Annotated in this window: 16 protein-coding genes and 1 pseudogene; 10 read left to right on the top strand and 7 right to left on the bottom strand. The window is 59.6% G+C overall.

Features of this window, described 5'->3' with window-relative positions; genetic code table 11:
* Window positions 1-52: 52 nt before the first annotated feature.
* A complete protein-coding gene (locus tag AC1D2G_RS33640; protein WP_477419449.1) occupies window positions 53-907 on the bottom strand; it encodes a transglutaminase-like domain-containing protein in 855 nt (284 codons plus the stop codon).
* Window positions 908-974: 67 nt separating this feature from the next.
* A complete protein-coding gene (locus AC1D2G_RS33635) occupies window positions 975-1874 on the bottom strand; it encodes a transglutaminase family protein (protein ID WP_477419447.1) in 900 nt (299 codons plus the stop codon).
* A gap of 217 nt (window positions 1875-2091) precedes the next feature.
* Here AC1D2G_RS33635 and AC1D2G_RS33630 point away from each other — a divergent pair, with 217 nt between their 5' ends.
* The 3 genes from AC1D2G_RS33630 to AC1D2G_RS33620 all read left to right on the top strand — a co-directional run bounded on the left by AC1D2G_RS33630 (window position 2092) and on the right by AC1D2G_RS33620 (window position 3456).
* Window positions 2092-2283, top strand: a complete 192-nt coding sequence (locus AC1D2G_RS33630) for a cupin domain-containing protein (RefSeq protein WP_477419445.1) — start codon at window positions 2092-2094, stop codon at window positions 2281-2283.
* Window positions 2284-2305: 22 nt separating this feature from the next.
* Entirely contained in the window at window positions 2306-2488 is a 183-nt protein-coding gene (locus AC1D2G_RS33625; protein WP_477419443.1) for a hypothetical protein, read from the top strand.
* 131 nt (window positions 2489-2619) lie between these two features.
* Window positions 2620-3456, top strand: a complete 837-nt coding sequence (locus tag AC1D2G_RS33620; protein WP_477419441.1) for an alpha/beta fold hydrolase — start codon at window positions 2620-2622, stop codon at window positions 3454-3456.
* Window positions 3457-3964: 508 nt separating this feature from the next.
* On the opposite strand, the gene AC1D2G_RS33615 is transcribed toward AC1D2G_RS33620, so the two are convergent.
* The 4 genes and pseudogenes from AC1D2G_RS33615 to AC1D2G_RS33600 form a co-directional block, all read right to left on the bottom strand.
* Window positions 3965-5410 (bottom strand): DUF5939 domain-containing protein, encoded by a 1446-nt coding sequence (locus tag AC1D2G_RS33615; RefSeq protein WP_477419439.1) that lies wholly within the window; start codon window positions 5408-5410, stop codon window positions 3965-3967.
* A gap of 120 nt (window positions 5411-5530) precedes the next feature.
* Window positions 5531-6400, bottom strand: a complete 870-nt coding sequence (locus AC1D2G_RS33610) for a DUF2182 domain-containing protein (RefSeq protein ID WP_477419437.1) — start codon at window positions 6398-6400, stop codon at window positions 5531-5533.
* A gap of 3 nt (window positions 6401-6403) precedes the next feature.
* A complete protein-coding gene (locus AC1D2G_RS33605; RefSeq protein ID WP_477419435.1) occupies window positions 6404-7042 on the bottom strand; it encodes a DUF1326 domain-containing protein in 639 nt (212 codons plus the stop codon).
* A 479-nt stretch (window positions 7043-7521) separates the two neighbouring features.
* Window positions 7522-8037: pseudogene (locus tag AC1D2G_RS33600) on the bottom strand (class I SAM-dependent methyltransferase); the annotation flags it as partial.
* A gap of 386 nt (window positions 8038-8423) precedes the next feature.
* On the opposite strand from AC1D2G_RS33600, the gene AC1D2G_RS33595 reads away from it, so the two are divergent.
* The 7 genes from AC1D2G_RS33595 to AC1D2G_RS33565 all read left to right on the top strand — a co-directional run bounded on the left by AC1D2G_RS33595 (window position 8424) and on the right by AC1D2G_RS33565 (window position 16258).
* Window positions 8424-9389, top strand: coding sequence for an ABC transporter substrate-binding protein (locus AC1D2G_RS33595; RefSeq protein WP_477419433.1), 966 nt, complete (start codon window positions 8424-8426; stop codon window positions 9387-9389).
* 11 nt (window positions 9390-9400) lie between these two features.
* Entirely contained in the window at window positions 9401-10351 is a 951-nt protein-coding gene (locus AC1D2G_RS33590; RefSeq protein WP_477419431.1) for an ABC transporter permease, read from the top strand.
* Window positions 10332-11183 (top strand): ABC transporter ATP-binding protein, encoded by an 852-nt coding sequence (locus AC1D2G_RS33585; protein ID WP_477419429.1) that lies wholly within the window; start codon window positions 10332-10334, stop codon window positions 11181-11183. The genes AC1D2G_RS33590 and AC1D2G_RS33585 overlap by 20 nt, the downstream gene beginning before the upstream one ends.
* Entirely contained in the window at window positions 11183-11995 is an 813-nt protein-coding gene (locus AC1D2G_RS33580; RefSeq protein ID WP_477419427.1) for a TetR/AcrR family transcriptional regulator, read from the top strand. The genes AC1D2G_RS33585 and AC1D2G_RS33580 overlap by 1 nt, the downstream gene beginning before the upstream one ends.
* 46 nt (window positions 11996-12041) lie before the next feature.
* The gene (locus tag AC1D2G_RS33575; protein WP_477419425.1) at window positions 12042-13406 is read left to right on the top strand and encodes an aminotransferase family protein; all 1365 of its coding nucleotides are present in this window, start codon (window positions 12042-12044) and stop codon (window positions 13404-13406) included.
* A gap of 81 nt (window positions 13407-13487) precedes the next feature.
* Window positions 13488-14657, top strand: coding sequence for an acetyl-CoA acetyltransferase (locus AC1D2G_RS33570; RefSeq protein ID WP_477419423.1), 1170 nt, complete (start codon window positions 13488-13490; stop codon window positions 14655-14657).
* Window positions 14654-16258, top strand: a complete 1605-nt coding sequence (locus tag AC1D2G_RS33565; protein WP_477419421.1) for an acyl-CoA synthetase — start codon at window positions 14654-14656, stop codon at window positions 16256-16258. Before AC1D2G_RS33570 ends, AC1D2G_RS33565 begins: the two co-directional genes overlap by 4 nt.
* Window positions 16259-16388: 130 nt before the next feature.
* Here the strand turns inward: AC1D2G_RS33565 and AC1D2G_RS33560 are convergent.
* Window positions 16389-17931 (bottom strand): beta strand repeat-containing protein (locus tag AC1D2G_RS33560; protein ID WP_477419419.1); only part of this gene is annotated, 1543 nt, incomplete at its 5' end.

Genomic DNA, 17931 nt, shown 5'->3' with positions numbered 1-17931 from the left:
AAGGAGCCGAAGCCGCGCACCGTCGTGGACCCTTATCGTCACATCGATCAGATCAAGGTGAAGACTCGGTATTGCCGAAAGAATTCCCCGACAATTGGTCCGTTTGGACTTCTTCCGTGACAACTTCGAAGCCAGCAAGTCTGGATGCACCGAAACTGGTTGAGAGAGCAACATCAGTCGCGTCGCAACCCGTCGCCATCAGGATCCGACCTATGCGCGGGCGGTTGTGCCGAGCATCAAATGTGAACCAGTGACCGCTTAGATATGCTTGGAACCATGCGCTGAAATCCATGGGATCCGGCACGGGAGGCACGCCGATGTCGCCGAGATAACCGGTGCAATAGCGCGCGGGAATATTCATGCAGCGGCACAGTGAGATTGCCAGATGCGCAAAATCGCGGCAGACGCCGGTTCGATCTTCGAGAGCGCCGTAGGCGGTTCGCAGCGGGTTCGCGGCTTGGTAGTTGAAAGTGATGTGATTGTGCACGAAATTGCAGATCGCTTGGACCCGGGTCCATCCGGGCGTGGTATTGCCAAAGTTCGTCCAAGCGAAGTCACCAAGCCGATCGGCGTCGCAATACCGGCTCCCGAGCAGAAACCTGAGCACGTCGTCCGGGAGTTCCTTGATATCGTGCTGAACGGCGTCTGGCAGGACAACATCGGATTTGCCGGTGTCGTATATTTCAAAGCTAGTCGATACCGTCGTCAGCCCTGCGGGCGCTTCTATTCTCGTGCACGCGTTGCCGAAAGCATCAATGTAGCCGCGCGCCTCGATCGGGCGATCAAAGCCTATGACCTGATCCGTCAGCAGATCGACGCGGCGTGAGGGATGGATCTCGAGGACCAGCAGCATTGGCGTCGGCTGCGGACATTCGTAGGTAAGGCTGAAACCTGCGCGGATCCGCATTGATGCTCCAATCTTTGCTTCATGAACCGGGCAAACTCCAGATTGGCCTAAACAGTTCCAGAGAATATTAGGCGGAGCTAATTCTTATTGACGGGTTTTCCTTCGCCACCCTCACCTCAACGGTCATGCCCAGAAAACTTGAGGCGCTGCCTGCGTAGGTCCCTGAAAGAGGGATGGCTTGCCGAGGGTGCCTGGCTACAGCCACCCGGATCAAATCCCGGTTGCCGACAATGCCATTGGTAGGATCGAACTCGATCCAGCCGGCGCCGGGCAAGTAGACCTGGCACCATGCATGCGTGGATCCTCCGCCGCGGATAGCATCGCTATCACGGCTGGGCACATAGACATAGCCGGTCACGAAGCGGGCAGCAAAGCCGAGCGAGCGAACCGCTTCCATCATGAAAAGCGCAAAGTCCCGGCATGTCCCTTTGCGCAGATGCAAGGTCATGAGCGGTGGTTGGGTTCCGGTTTCGAACCGGCGGGAATATGCGAAGCTCTCATGGATGGCGTAGCAGAGCGTCATCAACAGTTTTCCGGTCTCGGTGTGTCCTGATGCACTGACGAACTGTCGCGCCCATTTACCGACCTCATCGCCGGCATCGGCATGATGGCGTTCCATTGTTTGCGCCAGGTCGACCGCCTCGTCGGGATCATAGGCGAATGGATAAGTCAGGGCGGCCTCATCGATACGGAAATCAGGCGAATGCTGCGGCGTATGATCGAGGCAAATATCTGTCGCGAAATGAAGTTCATTGGCCGAACTGTTGAAATCGATCACGGCTACGCAGTTTCCAAAAACGTCATGGATCCAGCGAACTTCGTTCGGCTCGGGGTCCACGGACAGAGCGTGGTTCAGAAGCCGCTGATCGAAACTGTCGCGCGGCCTGAACATAAGCCGGTGCTCGCCAAAGCTTACCTTCTGGGTATAGCGATAGACGGTCGAGTGCTTGACTGAAAAGATCGGCATGAGCGTCCGTCGGCAAATTCACCTGCGCGCAATCATACAATCTTTTCGACGTGCATCCGAAGGGACATGTTTGGAGGCGCTGCGCGGAACTGATTCCCATGCAGCCCGCCCTTTATGAGCAAATAACTCGCTTCGCACATGCGGCCGAGGTAGCAGCGAGCAACGCGATGCCGGTCAGGTCTTTTGTCCGAACTTTCCGTCTTATGGCTTTCTCTATTTGATCTCAGCACCAAAGAAGACCCAACCGGGCGACGAGTTGGAGCTTAGAGGTGAGGTCAGCCACATCGACGAGGACTATCAAAAGGTGACGGTAAAGGCTGGTGGGCTGATTACAGTCGATGCCGATACGATCACTGACTGGACGCCTGTGTCGCGCAACAAGACGGCACTTCGAGATGAGGCGGAGTAGCGACGGCGATCAAAGGGAAAGCATGGAAGCCCGAGAGACGATTTGCAACGAACGGGCCTGGCTCAAATTGGTTCGCATGGCCATAGAACAGACCTGCCCGGCTGGCGTGCTGCCGAGCGAGCAAGGGGTGTTGCTGCTCTACGAGGGCGAAGCCTTTGCCAAAGCCATCATCGCGATGATTGAAAAACTTACCGCCTGCGGATAGCGCGCTACCCAGAAAATCCCGGACGCCTCCGACGGCTGGCACCATCCGTCAGGTATGGTAGTCTGCCGCTGTCGGAGGTCGGCATCCCCGATGATAGCGATCTTGGCCGGGAGCAGGCGCCTGTGCAAGACTTGCAGATCACCCTGAGCGACGGACGCGTGCTTGCCTACACCGATATCGGCGAGCCGGGCTGGCCGACTGTTCTGTTTTTCCACGGCGCGCCGATGAGCCGCCTGCACCTCGCCTACCTCGAAGAGCAGTTCATCGCGAGAAAAGTTCGGGCCGTCTCGCCCGACCGCCCCGGCTATGGCCGATCGTCATCGTTCCCAGGCCGTTCGCTGACCGACTGGTCCGCCGACGTCGCGGCGCTGGCCGATGCGCTGTCCATCGACCGCTTCATGGTTGCCGGCCATTCCTCGGGTGGCCCCTATGCCGTCGTCTGCACGGCTCTTCTTCCGCAGCGTGTTTCGGCTTTGGCGGTCTTCGGCGGCGTTACCGACATGGGCTGGAGCGATGCCTGGGTCGGATTCAGCCAAGTCGAGGGCGAAGCGATGCGCCAAGCCGACGAGGCTGCGGCGATCGCCTGGTGCACGGAGAAATTTGGCGCGGACGGAAGCCGGTTCGAAGCGGTGTCTGATTTTGTCTTCGCTGAGCCCGATGCCGACCTCCTCGCAGACGAACGTGCCGGCCCGGCGATAGGGGCGGCCGCGCGCGAGGCGTTCCGGCAGGGAGTGATTGGCTACGCGCAGGACACTCTGGTGCAGGGACGGCCCTGGGCCTTCGACCCCGGCGCCATCGTTGCGCCGGCCCGGATCATCCATGGCGCGTTGGATGCGGCGTTGCCGATCGCCCACAGCGAGCACACCGCTCAGCTGATCCCCGGATCGATGCTCGCGGTGCTGCCAGGGCAGGGGCACATGACGACGATCGCCGATCTCCCGACGATGATTGCGGCGCTCGGCGCCTGACCCGCGACCCACCTACTCAGGGGCTCGACAGCCGCCCGCCCAAACCCAAGGTCGCTAGGACCCTAGCCATTAGGCACCAATATCGATTTCAGCGCCTGCCCGTTCGGCTTGGACGCTCGATCGGCACTTCCCCAAAAGCCTGCGATCCTAAGAACGCAAGGCATCGGTGTAATCAGCGTGCTGTTCGCGGTGCTGGCCGACAGGGCGCAAGGCCTGTTTCGTACGATGATAGGCAATGACGGCCGCTGGCGCAGTTTCCTGCCGCTTGCGATCACGCCCCTGGGCTTCGTGCTGTGCGCGTGGCTGGCCCACGTCTTCTTTCCCGGCTCGCAAAGCAGCGGCATTCCGCAGGCTATCGGGTCATTTCGACTGTCGTCACAATGTTACAAAACATCTCATAAGTCATTGATTTTATTAATACAACTCGGAGTTCAATCCTCTCGCAGAACCAGCCTATCTAAGTTCCAGTTCCTAGGCAGTGCGAAATGGAGTTGGCACGCAATCGTGTCTATCGCCGCATAATGCGATAGACAGTTGCATCACCTTCCACACCTCGAAGAGGCGCGTCAAAAGCCACGACACGATGGCCAGCAAGCATTTCGCGAACCCCGGGCGCGGAATAGAGCGCCTCGGAAATGCAGACCTGTCCGGCTTCTGCCAAGGACTGCACGCGCGCAGCGACATTCACGGTCTGGCCGAAATAGTCGAGGTTGTCGTTAAGCGTCACGGCAATCGACGGTCCACAGTGGGCACCGATCTTGAGGATGATCCCCGGCCCGTCGTGGTCTCCGTTGAAGCGATCGATTTCTTCAAAGACGTGGAGTGCGGCCGAAATCGCATCCGACGGCCGCGAGAATACAGCCATCACCGCATCCCCAATGGTCTTGACCACCGCTCCGGTATGTTGCTGAACCGCCGCGTTGACCAGAGCGAAATGCTCGCGGACCAAAGCATAGGCGTTGAGGTCACCCAGGCGCTCATACATGGCGGTCGAACCCTTGAGGTCCGTGAACAGGAAGGTGATCTGTCGGATGCTGAGCCCCTCCTTCTCGTCGACACGCTCGGACCGAAAGAGCTGGCGGAAGGTTTGCCGCGCAAGCAGCGCTCCACCGGAAACATAAGGGTCGAAATCGAGCGCCGGCTTGGTAGTCAGTGCGACAAGCTCGGGCGGCCAGTTGATGACAAGCAACGAACCTCGCACTGGCCCCCTATTCGCTACCTCGATGACAATCGGACCAGGTGGCACAGCGGGCAACGACGGCAAGAAACGCTTGCCGTCATAATCGATCTTCAGAAGCGCCGGCTCCAACGCCGGATCGCCTGATATCGGCACAGCGAATGCGGCCTGCGTCTGCACGTTGACGCCCGAAAGGGCGCCCGGTCCCAGGTCGGCGCGGAGCACTGTGGTGGTGCCAGGCGGCAGAAACGCCATGCCCCGAACGAAGCCGCGCAGAACGTCAAGAAAGCGAACGTCTTGGCCCGGTAGCCGCCCATCATGTCCGAAGTGGAGCTTCCAATGAAAATCCTCGACGGGGAGTGTCTCGGGATCATGGTGCGGCAAACGCCGTAACTTCGGCGATACCGAGAAGGTGACCTCGATGAAGTCGTCGAGGTCGGTGTCGCCCGATACATCGCACAAGCCACAGACATAGTGGGTCTTGAGCGTGCGCAGGGCGCCGAAACTATCGAGCACCATCCCGGACTGAGGACACAGCACATCCCAGCTCATGTCGAATAAGCCGCAGCGGGCGGCATGAAGGAAGAGGTCTATTGCTTCAGGCTCGGCGATTGCGCGTTCTCGAGCAAAGCTCAGCGGATTAACGCGATACAGTGCGTGGTCATCGCCGCTCCTGATCAGCGTCTCGAATTTCGAGATGACGCGTGGGCTCCAGGCTCGAGCCTGCTCCACCTTGGTCATCCTGCTTTCGAGAAGACGATCGTCGACTACCGTCACGCCGGACCCTCAACCTTGCCGTCTTGCCGCGCGACAGCCTACTAAAAAACCAGGGCGATGCGAATGGATTGCCGTCGAAAGCGTCTGCCGGCACGGCAGAGATGCTTAAACCCTGCTCGTCTAGCCGCCCATCCAAGACATATCGATCGCCCCTAGAGATACAACAATCCCGAGGGCCACCAAAGCAACGCCCAAACTACCTTCGAAGTGGCGGCCGCGGGGCAGCAGCTTCTCGACGAAGACGAGCAGCGTCAAAAGCAGCATCCAGGCGACGCTCATGACGCCGGTCGCGACCAGCACTACAAACAGCGCCCAGCAGCAGCCGAAGCAATAGAGACCGTGGCGCAGCCCCATCGTGAGCGCGCCAACACGCCCGTCGCGCCAGTGCTGAGCAACGAAAGCGAGCGGCGAACGGCAATGGCTGAGGCAAATGTGCTTGAGGGTCGTGAATTGGTAGACCCCGGCGACGCCAAGCGTGGCACCGAGTGCGAGCGGTGCCCATTTCGCACGCTGGGGCGGATCGAGGCTCGTTGCAACGTCGCTACCGAGCTGGACCAGGACATATACGACAAGGCCCGCCGCCGCCCAGACGAGCAGATAGCCCGCGACGAAGGTCCACGTTGGGATGGCCACGTGTTGTTCGCGCCTAGCCTGCGCCGCTGCGAACATAAATATCATGGGCGCCGCAGCTGGCAGCATCATGGCCGCCATCATCACGGTCCACACAGCGAGAAAAGCAGCGGCGCCGGCAACTGACCAGCCGTCCGCGGCAATACCGCCCATCGCCATGCCGGCCATGCCTTCCATACCCTCCATACCACCGCGCACGGCAATGCCCATGGGCATATCCATGCTGAAGGTCTGGTAGAGGGTAAGCGCCCACGCCGCTGCTGTCAGCCCAACTAGCAGTGCGCAAAGACCGAGGGGGATGCCGCGCAGATTCCGGGTGAGCCGCCGCGATTTCCTGAGGAACGCGTCAGCCATTGTCATGCCCTAGTTCGGGCCGGTCCAGTCGAACGGAATGTGCTTGCTCGAGCGGGCCGTGCCAGTCCAGTCGAGCCCGAAGCCTTTGGTGCTCACCTCGACAGAACGCCCCCAGGTGGCAACCTGGCCAGGCCCGACCTCCGAGCCGGGCGGGTTGATCGTCTGCACCCGTTTGCCGGGTGGTGTGGTGGGACCCGAAAGCGCTTCCGCGCGCCCAACGACGAGGCCAGGAATATCGACCCGCCAGGTGGCCAGGTCGCCCGCCACCTCGAAAGTGATCGGAACGAACTCCATGCCACGCATCTCGCCGACATTGGCGGCAAAGCCCGCCGGCCAGCCGCCGGCGTGGCCGCCGAAGATCAACTGCAGTGCTTCGCGCTGCGGCTCATTCGCCTTCTCGTCGAGATACATGCCCATCACGGCCTTCGCCTCGCCAGCCCATAGATTGCCTTCGAACTCGCCGAGCGCCACCAGCGTCAGGCCGTCGAGCTTCACGTCGCCATACTGACCCTCGCGCACATGCCAGGCGAGCACACCTTGGCAGTGATTGCCGGTCGGCCGCTGGGCGAATTCGCACGGGCAAGGGATGTCGCAGCTGCAGATGTCGAACCAGTCGCCTGCGAGCCGCCATTGAGGCACTGCATTCATGGCTCGTCCTCCCGAAAAATTGAGGATTAGATCATACGTCGATGGCTGGTCACACTCCAGTAGTTCGTGCGTCGCTCGTTGATTTTGACGGACTGGCCCTCCACATTGGTGGTCGAGCAGTGCACACCAAGCCTGCAGCTGGGCCACTTCAGGTCCCGATGTCGGCGACGACCGATCCGGAGACAGGATCGGTGACGCCGAGGTCGCCGCCGAGATCCACAAGCATGTCGCGCATGGTGTATAAACGGCCGATCATTTGTGGCCGTGCGGCCGCCAGGATCTCAATGTCGGTCCATTCGCCGACGACGCAGAAGATGGGTCGCCGGCGCTACTGTGCGGAAGCCGTTGACGTCGAGGCACGCCTTCTTGTGCGCATCGATGAATGCCTGTTGTTTGCCGGGCTTTGTGCGGAACCGAACGACGTTGTAAGCAGTCATGCCTTCCTCCAGTTGATTGCGAAGACACTTGCCTGGCCAGCCTTACGGGCGTGCCTCGAGCACCATGTTGAACGGGGTTTCGGTGGCGCGGCGGAACCGCTTGAACCCGCCGCCCGACACGACCTTGCGAAGCCTCGCCTCGCCGGCTTGGGCGCCGAGCCCCAGCCCGACGTCCTGGGACAGCGAGGCCGGCGTGCAAATGAAGGTCGAGGCGGCATAGTAGATGCGGCCGACTGGGTTGAGGTTGGCCGAGAGCTGGTCGTGGGCGAACGGCTCCACGATCATCCAGGTGCCGTCCGGCTTCAGCGCCTTGTGCACATGCCTGGCAGCCCCCTTCGGATCGCCCATGTCGTGCAGGCAGTCGAAGAAGGCGACGAGATCGTAGGCGCCGGGGAAATCCTTGGCCGCCGCCACCTCGAAGTGCGCGTTGCCGGCGACGCCGGCCTCTTTGGCCGCGGCGCGGGCGCGCTCGATCGACGGGGCGTGATAGTCGAAGCCGGTGAAGCGCGAGTTCGGGAATGCCTTGGCCATCAGCACGGTCGAGGCGCCGTGGCCGCAGGCCGACCTCCAGCAAAGAACAAGCTGGCACGACGATGACGACGCCACCCGTCACAAAGCCGACGAAAAAGTGATAGTCAGTTAGGTGGAGTAGGACACCTAAACAGGTGACCTAGAATGCCCCACATCAGGAAATTGAATTCTGTGTAAGCGGCTGATTCTAAACAATAAATAATAATGGCTGGGGCGCCAGGACATTAACCGCAAACGTCAATCGGTCGGCGATGCCGGTTAAGGGACCAGTCGCAGGAAGCTCCGCCCGGCTGACGGCCGACACCTAAACACATTTTTGCTAAAGCGGATTGACAAATTATGAAACTGCATTCAGTTTCATAATTGGAACGGACAAGCGCTGCCGGCAAGGCGGCCAAACACGGGGAACTGACATGAAGTCACCGATCGCACTGGCGACTGTTGCAGGTATGACTTTCGCTTCCGCAGTGGCCGCTAAAGCGGAGGATGCAGCGCTTTCTGGCAAGACAGTCTGTGTGAACAGATATGTGTCGGCGCCTGTCATTGATGACATTCTGAAAGGCATGAACGACGGCCTGAAGGCTTCGGGTGGTCAAAAGGTGGTTCAAAATATCCAGAACCCCGAGGCTGACGCCGCGACACAACAGACAATCGCGCAGCAATTTGCCAATGGCGGCTGTGATCTCATTGTGGTCATTGGCACCGCCGCCGCCCAGTCCATACAGCAGGCGACCAAAACAGTTCCCGTAGTGTTCGTCGGCGTGTCGACACCCGTCGAGGCGGGCATCGTTCAGTCCCTCGACAAGCCCGGCGGTAACATGACCGGCGTGTCGGATCCTCTGCCGGTCGAATCGGAAATCGACGGCATGTTGAGTATCCTGCCCACTATCGAAACCATCGGTCTTATCTACAAGGTTGGCGATCCTGCGGGTGATCCTCTGGCGGCACGCGCGGTCGCGCACATCGAAAGCAAAGGCTTGAAGCACGTCACCGCGGGTATTGCCAATGCCGGCGAAACAACCCAGGCAGCGCAGTCGCTTGTGGGTCGCGTTCAGGCGATCGAATTCCCCTGCGACACGACGACGATCTCGGGCATGGCAGGAGCTCTAAAGGTTGCCAAGGATGCCAAGCTTCCCGTGTTCGGCTGCACGTCCGATGCAGTCAAGGGTGGCGCGATCCTGGCCGGCAGCTACAGTTATGTGACTGTTGGAATGAGGGCCGCCGACCTTGTGGTAGCGGTGCTAAAGGGCGCCAACCCCGCCACGACACCGGTCATCATTCCCAAGATTGCCGGCTTCGAGATCAACAAGACCGAAGCGGGCGCTTTGGGGCTCAAGATTCCCGAGGCTATGATGACCTCAGCAGTCAAAACCTACTGAGGCGGATTTCGATGCTGATCGATGTGCTCGTGATCGGGACCCAGATTGGGCTCCTCTATGGACCGTTGGCGCTGGGTATTTACCTCGCGATCAACGTGCTCAGTCTGCCGGATCTCACACTTGAAGGCTCGTTCGGCCTTGGTGGTGCGGCTGCAGCGAGCAGCCTTCTCATGGGGGTCGATCCGGTCAGCTCGCTGTTGCTCGGCATGTGTGCCGGCGCGCTCGCCGGACTTGTGACGGCGCTGCTGCACGTAATCCTTCAGATGAACGTTCTGCTCGCCGGCATTTTGATGACCACAGCGGCGTGGTCCGTCAGCATCGCCGTGATGGGCACAGGCAATGTCTCACTCGTCCGGGTGGATACGTTGTTCACTTGGGCCGAGAATCTCGGCCTGCGTAACCAGGCGGCCTCCATAATTGTGGCGGGCGCCGTCACCCTGATCTTCGCGACGTTCCTGGTCTGGCTTCTGCACACCGGCTACGGCCTCGCGACACGCGCAAGTGGGCTGAACATACAGACTGCTCGAAGTCTCGGCATCCGCACGGAGATGCATCAGGTTCTTGGTCTTATGCTGGCCAATTCACTAGCGGCTGCATCGGGGGCGCTGGTCGCGCAAAGCCAGGGATTCATGGATGTCTCCATCCAAGGTGGTGTGATCGTGGTTGGCCTGGCAGCCTTGACGATCGGGACCAGCGTCATTCGTTCCGACAAAGTCGCTGTCGGGGTGACCTCCGTTATCATCGGCGTGATCATCTATCGCTGCATCGTGGCGCTCAGCCTCAGAATGGGCATCCCGCCAAACTCCGTTCGATTGATCACCGCGCTGCTGGTGTTCGCCTTCATCGCAGCCCGCATCCACGGAAAGGGCACGCTAACGATTTCCGGGTTCGAAGGCTGGCGCGCCCGCCGGCGCAAACATGTGCAATTCTTGGAGAACGATCGTGTCACCACCCTTCTCTGAGCGACGCATTGGTGGCGCACCACCAGCGATACGTCTTCGCCACGCGACGAAGCGCTTTGCCGGCCTTGGCAAAAAGGAAGTCTTCACCGCACTGGATGATTTGAACCTTGATATCGCACGCGGTTCCTACGTTGCGCTGATCGGCTCCAACGGCGCTGGAAAATCCACCCTGCTTTCAATCCTCATGGGGACGTTGCTCCTCGATGAGGGGTCTCTGCACATCGACGAAGAGGACATGAGCGAGAAGCCCTCGTGGCAGAGGGCTTCCAAGATTGCGCTCGTTCGCCAGAACCCCGAGCACAATGTGCTTTCGTCCCTCAGTATCGAGGAGAATTTTGCACTGGCGGTGATGGGAAGGGAGCGTGCCTTCCGCCTTCGCCGCTATGACCGCGATAGCGTGAGGCTGGACGCGAGAAGCGCGCTTCAGCGATTTGGCATGGGATTGGAAGATCGGCTCGGTGAATCCACAGGCACCCTATCAGGGGGGCAGCGCCAGGCAGTGGCGATGGCGATGGCCGCGGTCCGCAATCCACGCGTTCTGCTGCTGGATGAGCACGTGTCGGCGCTCGACCCCAAGCGTGCGAAAATTGTGGCTGACGTAACCGAGGAGATCGTGCGCGCGCAAGACATCACGACGGTCATGGTCACCCATGATCTTGGTCATGCACTCAGCCACACGGATCGAGTGCTGATGATGCATCGCGGCAAGGTTGTGATGGATCTGTCGGGTGAGAAGAAAGCTGCGCTCGACCTGGCCGAGCTTGCCCGCCAATTCGAAAGACTGGTCGGGGAGGCACTGCCTGACCGCACGCTGCTCGCGGCGGCTTCCTGATGGGGAACGAGATGACGGATCAAAATGCGCCAAACACCTTGCCGGCTGGAATCCCGTCAGGCCGGAGCCAAGCAGCCCCTGCCGGACCGCATCTGGCATTGGGTGATCGCTACGTCGCCGCTCTGAATGCCCAGATCAAGGGCGCGGGTGGCGAAGGCAAGAGCGCGCGGACTCGCGCAAAACTGAAGCGGGCGGCGTTCGATTGCTTGACGGAAAGCGACCTTGCCAACCTCACAATCAGCTCGATTACCGGCAAGGCAAAGGTCGCCGCAGGGACGTTCTACCTGCATTTCGACGGCACACGTGACCTAGTGCTTGAGGTCTTTTCGGAGTTCGCCGCGGTCGACATTGCGCCGGCAATTCCCGAAGGCGACGAATTTGTCGACCTGTTCTCCCAGATGAAGGCGACATTCATTGAAATCGTTGGAGCGTTCCGCCGCCGCCGGATGTTCTTTCGATCTCTGTTCCAGATGAAGCGACAGGACGCGGAAGCCAACGCGGTCTGGCTGAGGCTGACAGCGCAGTGGGCGGAAATACTTTCGACCATCGCCAGGGATCATGCGACGCAGCCTGTTCCCGCAGCGTTCGATCGGTTTATTGGGCACGCAACGAGTGCGTTCGCCGACGAGATCATGACCCGCATCTATGTCGACGAGATTTTTGGGGCAGCGTTCCCCGACGATCCGCGCAATGACGAGCACGTGGCGGAACTCCTAGCCTTTACCCGCCATCGGATGCTGTTCGGCTCTGACCCCAACCCGAAGCTGCTAACGGCGAATTCCCCGCTCAATGGTTTCTCTTTCCCTGCCTAGCGGTCCTGAAAAGACCCGCTCCGCAGGCAACGTGCGAGGACTGTTTATGACACTACGCTATCAACATTTCATCACGCCCGAAGGCGCGAAAGAATTCCCGAAAGTCGTCCGTGGTGAGGGCGTCTATATCTGGGACAGCACAGGTCGCCGTCTGCTGGATGGATCGTCGGGTGCCATTTCGGTCAATGTCGGCCATGCCCATCCCAGGGTCCTGGAAGCGATGCGCGACCAGATGGGGCGCATCATCTATGCGCACAGCATGAGATGGGACAACGACCCCAACGAGCGGCTGGCCGCCAGACTCGAGCGCTTGAGCAACTGGAACTATGGCGCCGCCTTCTTCGTCTCCGGCGGTTCGGAGGCCAACGAGGCCGCGATCAAATTCGCCCGTCAGGTGGCGGTGGCGCGAGGTCAGGCATCACGTTTCAAGATCATCAGCCGCATCCCTTCCTATCATGGTGCGACAACTGCGCTTCTCGGCATCACCGGTGACCCCGACTATGCGGCTGCCTATAGGCCGATGTTTGTCGACATGCCAAAGGTCGACGCGCCGCTGATGTATCGGCGCCCGGCCGGCGAAAGTGAACAGGATGTCGTCGACCGCTGTGTGCGGCAGCTGGAAGAAACGATCCTCAGGGAAGGCCCCGAAACCATCCTCGCCTTCATGATCGAACCGGTCGGAGGCGTATCGACCGGAGCCCTGGTTTCCCCGGACAGCTATTCCACCCGCATCCGGGAGATATGCGACCGCTATGGCGTTATGCTGATCTACGACGAGATCATGAGCGGCGCTGGCAGGACAGGCAAGTTTCTCGCCGGTCATCATTGGCCGGATTGCCGGCCCGATATCGCCACGCTCGCAAAAGGTGTCAGCGGCTCCTATGCGCCACTCGGCGTGGTCCTGGCGTCGGCAGACATGGTGAGCGATGTGCGTCGATCGGGCGGCTTCAAGCACGGCCATACCTATTCAGCCAATCCAGTCAGCTGCGCAGCATCCGACATGGTTCTGAGGGTTGTCGAGGAAGACGGTCTGATGGAGCGGGCACGGAACCTGGGCGCCCTGATCAAGTCCCGATTGGAGGAAATCAAAGGCAAGACCGGCATCATTGGCGACATTCGCGGGCTTGGACTGCACATGGCTGTGGAGATTGTCGCAGACCAGGTCACCAAGGAACCTTTCCCGGCGGAGATGCGAGCAAGCGAGCGGATAGGAATGATCTGCCGCGACCACGGACTGCTGCTGTTCTCGCGGCGCACCGCCGGCGGTTCGTTTGGAGAATGGCTGATGGTCTGTCCTCCCCTGACAATCAGCGAAGCGGAAATCGAGGAACTGATGGAGTCCTTCACTGCCGGCCTTCGCGCTTTCGAGAGGGAGATTTCGGCGAAGCCGGAACTGCGCGCGAGCGCCTGAACCGCAATGGCAGCAGTCGGTGCCCCAATCAAAAGAACGGGCTGATTGGACGGCGTTCTTCGAGCGCCAAAAGGAACGGGTATGGCCAAAGCACAAATGATCGGTTGGGCTCACACCAATTTCGGGAAGTCCGCCGCCCCCGACACCGAAACGTTGATGGCGGAGGTCGTTGGCCCGGCGCTCGACCACGCCGGCGTCGGACCCACCGACGTCGATGGCATCTTCGTTGGCGTCTACAACAACGGCTTTTCCCGTCAGGATTTCCAGGCCGCGCTGGTCGGCATGAGTCATGATGGGCTTGCCGCGACACCTGCGGTCCGCTTCGAAAACGCCTGCGCGACGGGTTCAGCCGCTCTTTTTGGTGCACTCGATTTCGTCGAGGCCGGTCGCGGACGGATCGCTCTGGTGATCGGCGCTGAAAAGATGACTGGCCTGCCTTCCAGCGAGGTTGGCGATGTCCTGATGTCCGGCTGCTATCGCAAGGAAGAGGCTGACGTGGAAGGTGGTTTTGCGGGAGTATTTGGGCGCATCGCGCAGAACTATTTTCAACGCCATGGCGACCGATCCGAGGAACTCGCGCTGATCGCCGCGAAGAACCATCGCAACGGAGTCGCCAACCCGGTTGCTCATATGCGTAAAGATCTGGGTTTCGACTTCTGTAACACGGTATCGGAGCGCAACCCGTATGTCGCCGCCCCTCTTCGGCGAACCGATTGCTCCCTGGTGTCAGATGGGGCTGTAGCCATCGTCATAGCGGACGAGCGGGCAGCAGCCGACATGTCACGTGCGATCGCATTTCGTAGCAGGAGCCATGCCAATGACTTCATGGCGCTAAGCCGGCGCGATCCGATCGCCTTTGATGGCGCTAGGCGGGCGTGGGTAACGGCGCTCGATACCTCCATGTTGACCATAGATGATCTCGATCTGGTCGAGACACACGACTGCTTCACCATCGCAGAACTGATCGAATACGAGGCAATGGGCCTGGCGTTGCCAGGCCAAGGCTTTCGCATCGTGCGCGAAGGCATTGCGCAACGTTCCGGCCGCCTGCCGGTGAATCCATCTGGCGGCCTGAAGGCGAGAGGCCATCCGCTCGGCGCGACTGGCGTCTCCATGCATGTGATGGCGGCACAACAACTGATGAAAGAGGCCGGCGGAATGCAAGTTCACAATGCGAGCCTTGCGGGTGTCTTCAACATGGGCGGTGCGGCGGTCACTAACTACGTCTCAATCCTGGAGCGGGTCCGATGAACTGGGCGACCGAAAGTTCAATCGAACCGGTGTCCAAGCGCGTGATGAACCTGTCGCACTTCGTCACCCAGGCTGCTCGCCGATTTCCCGAAAAAATCGCATTTGTCTGGGGAGACAAATGCTGGACATGGCGGGAGATCGATCGGCGGATCGGTGCGATGTCATGCGCCCTTGCTGAAACCTACGGGGTCAAAAAAGGCGACCGCGTTCTCGTGCAGTCGCAAAACTGCAACCAGATGTTTGAGTCCATGTTTGCCTGCTTCCGCATTGGCGCGGTATGGGTGCCAACCAATTTCCGGCAGACACCTGAAGAAGTAGCCTACCAGGCAGAGGTAAGCGGCGCCGTAGGGATGATCTGCGGCAACATGTTTGCGCATCATCAGGCCGCTTGTGCGGCCTCCTCCGCGCCTCTTCGCTTCTTCATATCCATCGGCGAAGCTGCCTTCGGTGCGGACTACCACAAGGTGGTTTCGCAGCACGACGGCAGGCAGGTCGAAACGGCAGCAGTTGAACGAGACGACCCCTGTTGGTTCCTGTTTACATCAGGCACAACTGGCCGGCCTAAGGCAGCCGTGCTGACGCATGGCCAGATGGTGTTCGTCATCACCAACCATCTGTGCGATCTCATGCCGGGGACAACAGAAGACGACGCATCGCTCGTAGTGGCACCACTGTCTCACGGCGCAGGCGTTCACCAGCTGACACAGGTGGCGCGAGGCGCCAAGACAGTGCTGCTTGCGACAGATCGCTTCGACATTGAAGCGGCGTGGGCTCTAATCGAAAAGTGGCGCATCACCAACGTCTTCACCGTCCCGACAATCCTCAAGATGCTGGTCGAGCATCCTGCTGTGGATCGGTATGATCACTCATCGCTTCGCCATGTCATCTATGCCGGAGCCCCGATGTATCGCACGGATCAAGAGCACGCCCTGGCAAAGCTCGGGCCTGTTCTGGTCCAGTATTTCGGGCTCGGCGAGGTGACGGGCAACATCACGGTTCTCCCGCCCAATCACCATCGACTGGGTGACGGTCCCGATGCGAGGATCGGCACTTGTGGGTTTGAGCGAACAGGGATGCAAATTGCCATCAGGTCACCTGAGGGCAAGGAGCTCGAACTCGGCGAAACGGGAGAGATTTGCGTTATCGGTCCAGCCGTTTTTCCTGGATATTTCAGTAATCCAGAAGCGAACTCGGCGGCATTCCGGGATGGCTGGTTCTGCACCGGTGACGTCGGGCACATGGATTCTGAGGGCTTCTTATACATAACAGGCCGGGGATCGGACATGTATATTTCCGGCGGATCGAACATCTATCCGCGAGAGATTGAGGAGAAAATCCTTGCGCATCCCAGTATTAGCGAAGTGGCCGTTTTGGGGGTGCCCGACCCAATCTGGGGCGAAGTCGGTGTTGCTGTTTGTGTTGCAGTGCCTGGCACCGACGTCGTAACGTTGGACATCGATGATTGGCTGATGGACAAGATCGCCCGCTACAAGCTGCCGAAACGGTATTTGTTCTGGACCGAACTTCCCAAATCGGGCTACGGAAAGGTCGTCAAGAAAGCAATTAAAATGACTCTATTAGCTGGCGAGACATCGAAGTGAATTCGACCGTTATTTGCCTGCAGAGGATATGGCCCTTGGCCGCTCCGTCTAGCAAACAGGAAATGCGGCACGGCCAGCCCCTCTAGCAGCGTGTCACGCGTCTGCGTAAGTTGGCGAGAGCCGAAAACTATCACACAATAAATAGACCTGTGGAATCAAGCACGTGCCCGGTGTCCATAGCAACGATCTCTAAAGGTTGACCAGACCCGCTGCCGTCCGCATCATAGTAGAGGACGTCGTTGGTAGTGTTGAACCAGAAAACTTGGTCAGTATTGACTGACCCGGAATCGTTCGCAACGAAGTGCAATGAGTCTAAGACGCCAGTATCGGCGCCGCCACCCGCAAGGCCTCCGCCATATTCTGTGTGGTCGAATTGGAAGATATCGCCTGACGCGAACCCAAAAACGTGATCTAACCCATCGCCCGGTGACCCGAACCGAATAGCCGTATCGGCGCCGAGTAGATTGACAGTGTTGCCGGCGCCGTTCAGGACAATGTTGTCACTGTTGCCGGAGACGTTCACCGTCTCATTGTCGCCCGAGACCGATACCGTGTCGTGGGCACCACCAACGTTGACCACACCGCTACTGCCCGACGCAGAGACTGTCACGCCGTTGTCCGCGGCTCCGAGCATCACCGAGTTGCCGATGCCGGCATTGACGGTGAAATTCTGACCGTCTCTTAAGGTCAGACTTTCGCCCGTGCCGGTGAGATTGACGTTTTCGAAGCCGGTGAAGCTGGCGAGACTGTTGAGATCGGACGAGCCCGAACCAGAGATGCTGAGCGTGTCGGTGCCACTGCCGCCGGTCAGATGGTCGCCGGCATTCAAAGTGGACGCCGTCGCGAACACCGTGTTGGTGCCGCTCAAGAAGCTGACCGTCGCGCTGCCTGCCCCGAGCGTGACGCTGTTGTTATCCGATCCTGCGCCGAATGACACTACGTGGCTATTGCCGTATGATATCGTCACTGAATTGCTCGACCCAGTGATGTTGACCGAATCATCGCTTTGGCAATCAACCTGCACAGTCGCATTGTTGCCGGTAATATTGACAGAGTTTAAAAACGCATAAAAGCCAAATATCACCGATGCGTTGTCCCCAACTATAGATACGGTCGTTAAATGACTGGAGCCAAAATCGAGGTTAGTGTCGTTTCCAGTCACCGTTAATGTATCGTTGTTGTTGTTTATGCCAAGACTGTTTCCGTCGCCTGATATGCTCACGGCATTGCCGCTCCCGAGATGTAGGGTCCGGAAGAGCGCGTTGTCAGCATCGAGATGGAAGCTTGTCCCCGATGCCAAGAAAGTGACGACGTTTGCTGTGCCCGTGAGCGTAAGACTGTCGTCCGTCCCTGAGACATTCACGGCTTGATGATCGCCCGCCACAGACACCGTATCGTTGGCGCCGCTGATGGTAACCGTGTCGCTGCTGCCCGACACAGAGACTGTCACGCCGTTGTCTGCCGCTCCCAGCGTCACCGTGTTGCCGCTGCCCGCGTTCACGGCCAGGTTCTGACCATTCCTCAGGGTCAGGCTCTCGCCCGTGCCGGTGAGGTTCACATTTTCGAAGCCGCTGAAGGCCACAAGACTGTTGAGGTCGAACGATCCCGACCCGGACAGCACCAGCGTGTCCGTGCCGCTGCCGCCGGTGAGTTGATCACCGGAATTGAGTGTT

The sequence above is a fragment of the Mesorhizobium sp. P2_C7 genome (assembly GCF_056404515.1).
This window is presented reverse-complemented; position numbering and strand designations above follow the sequence as displayed.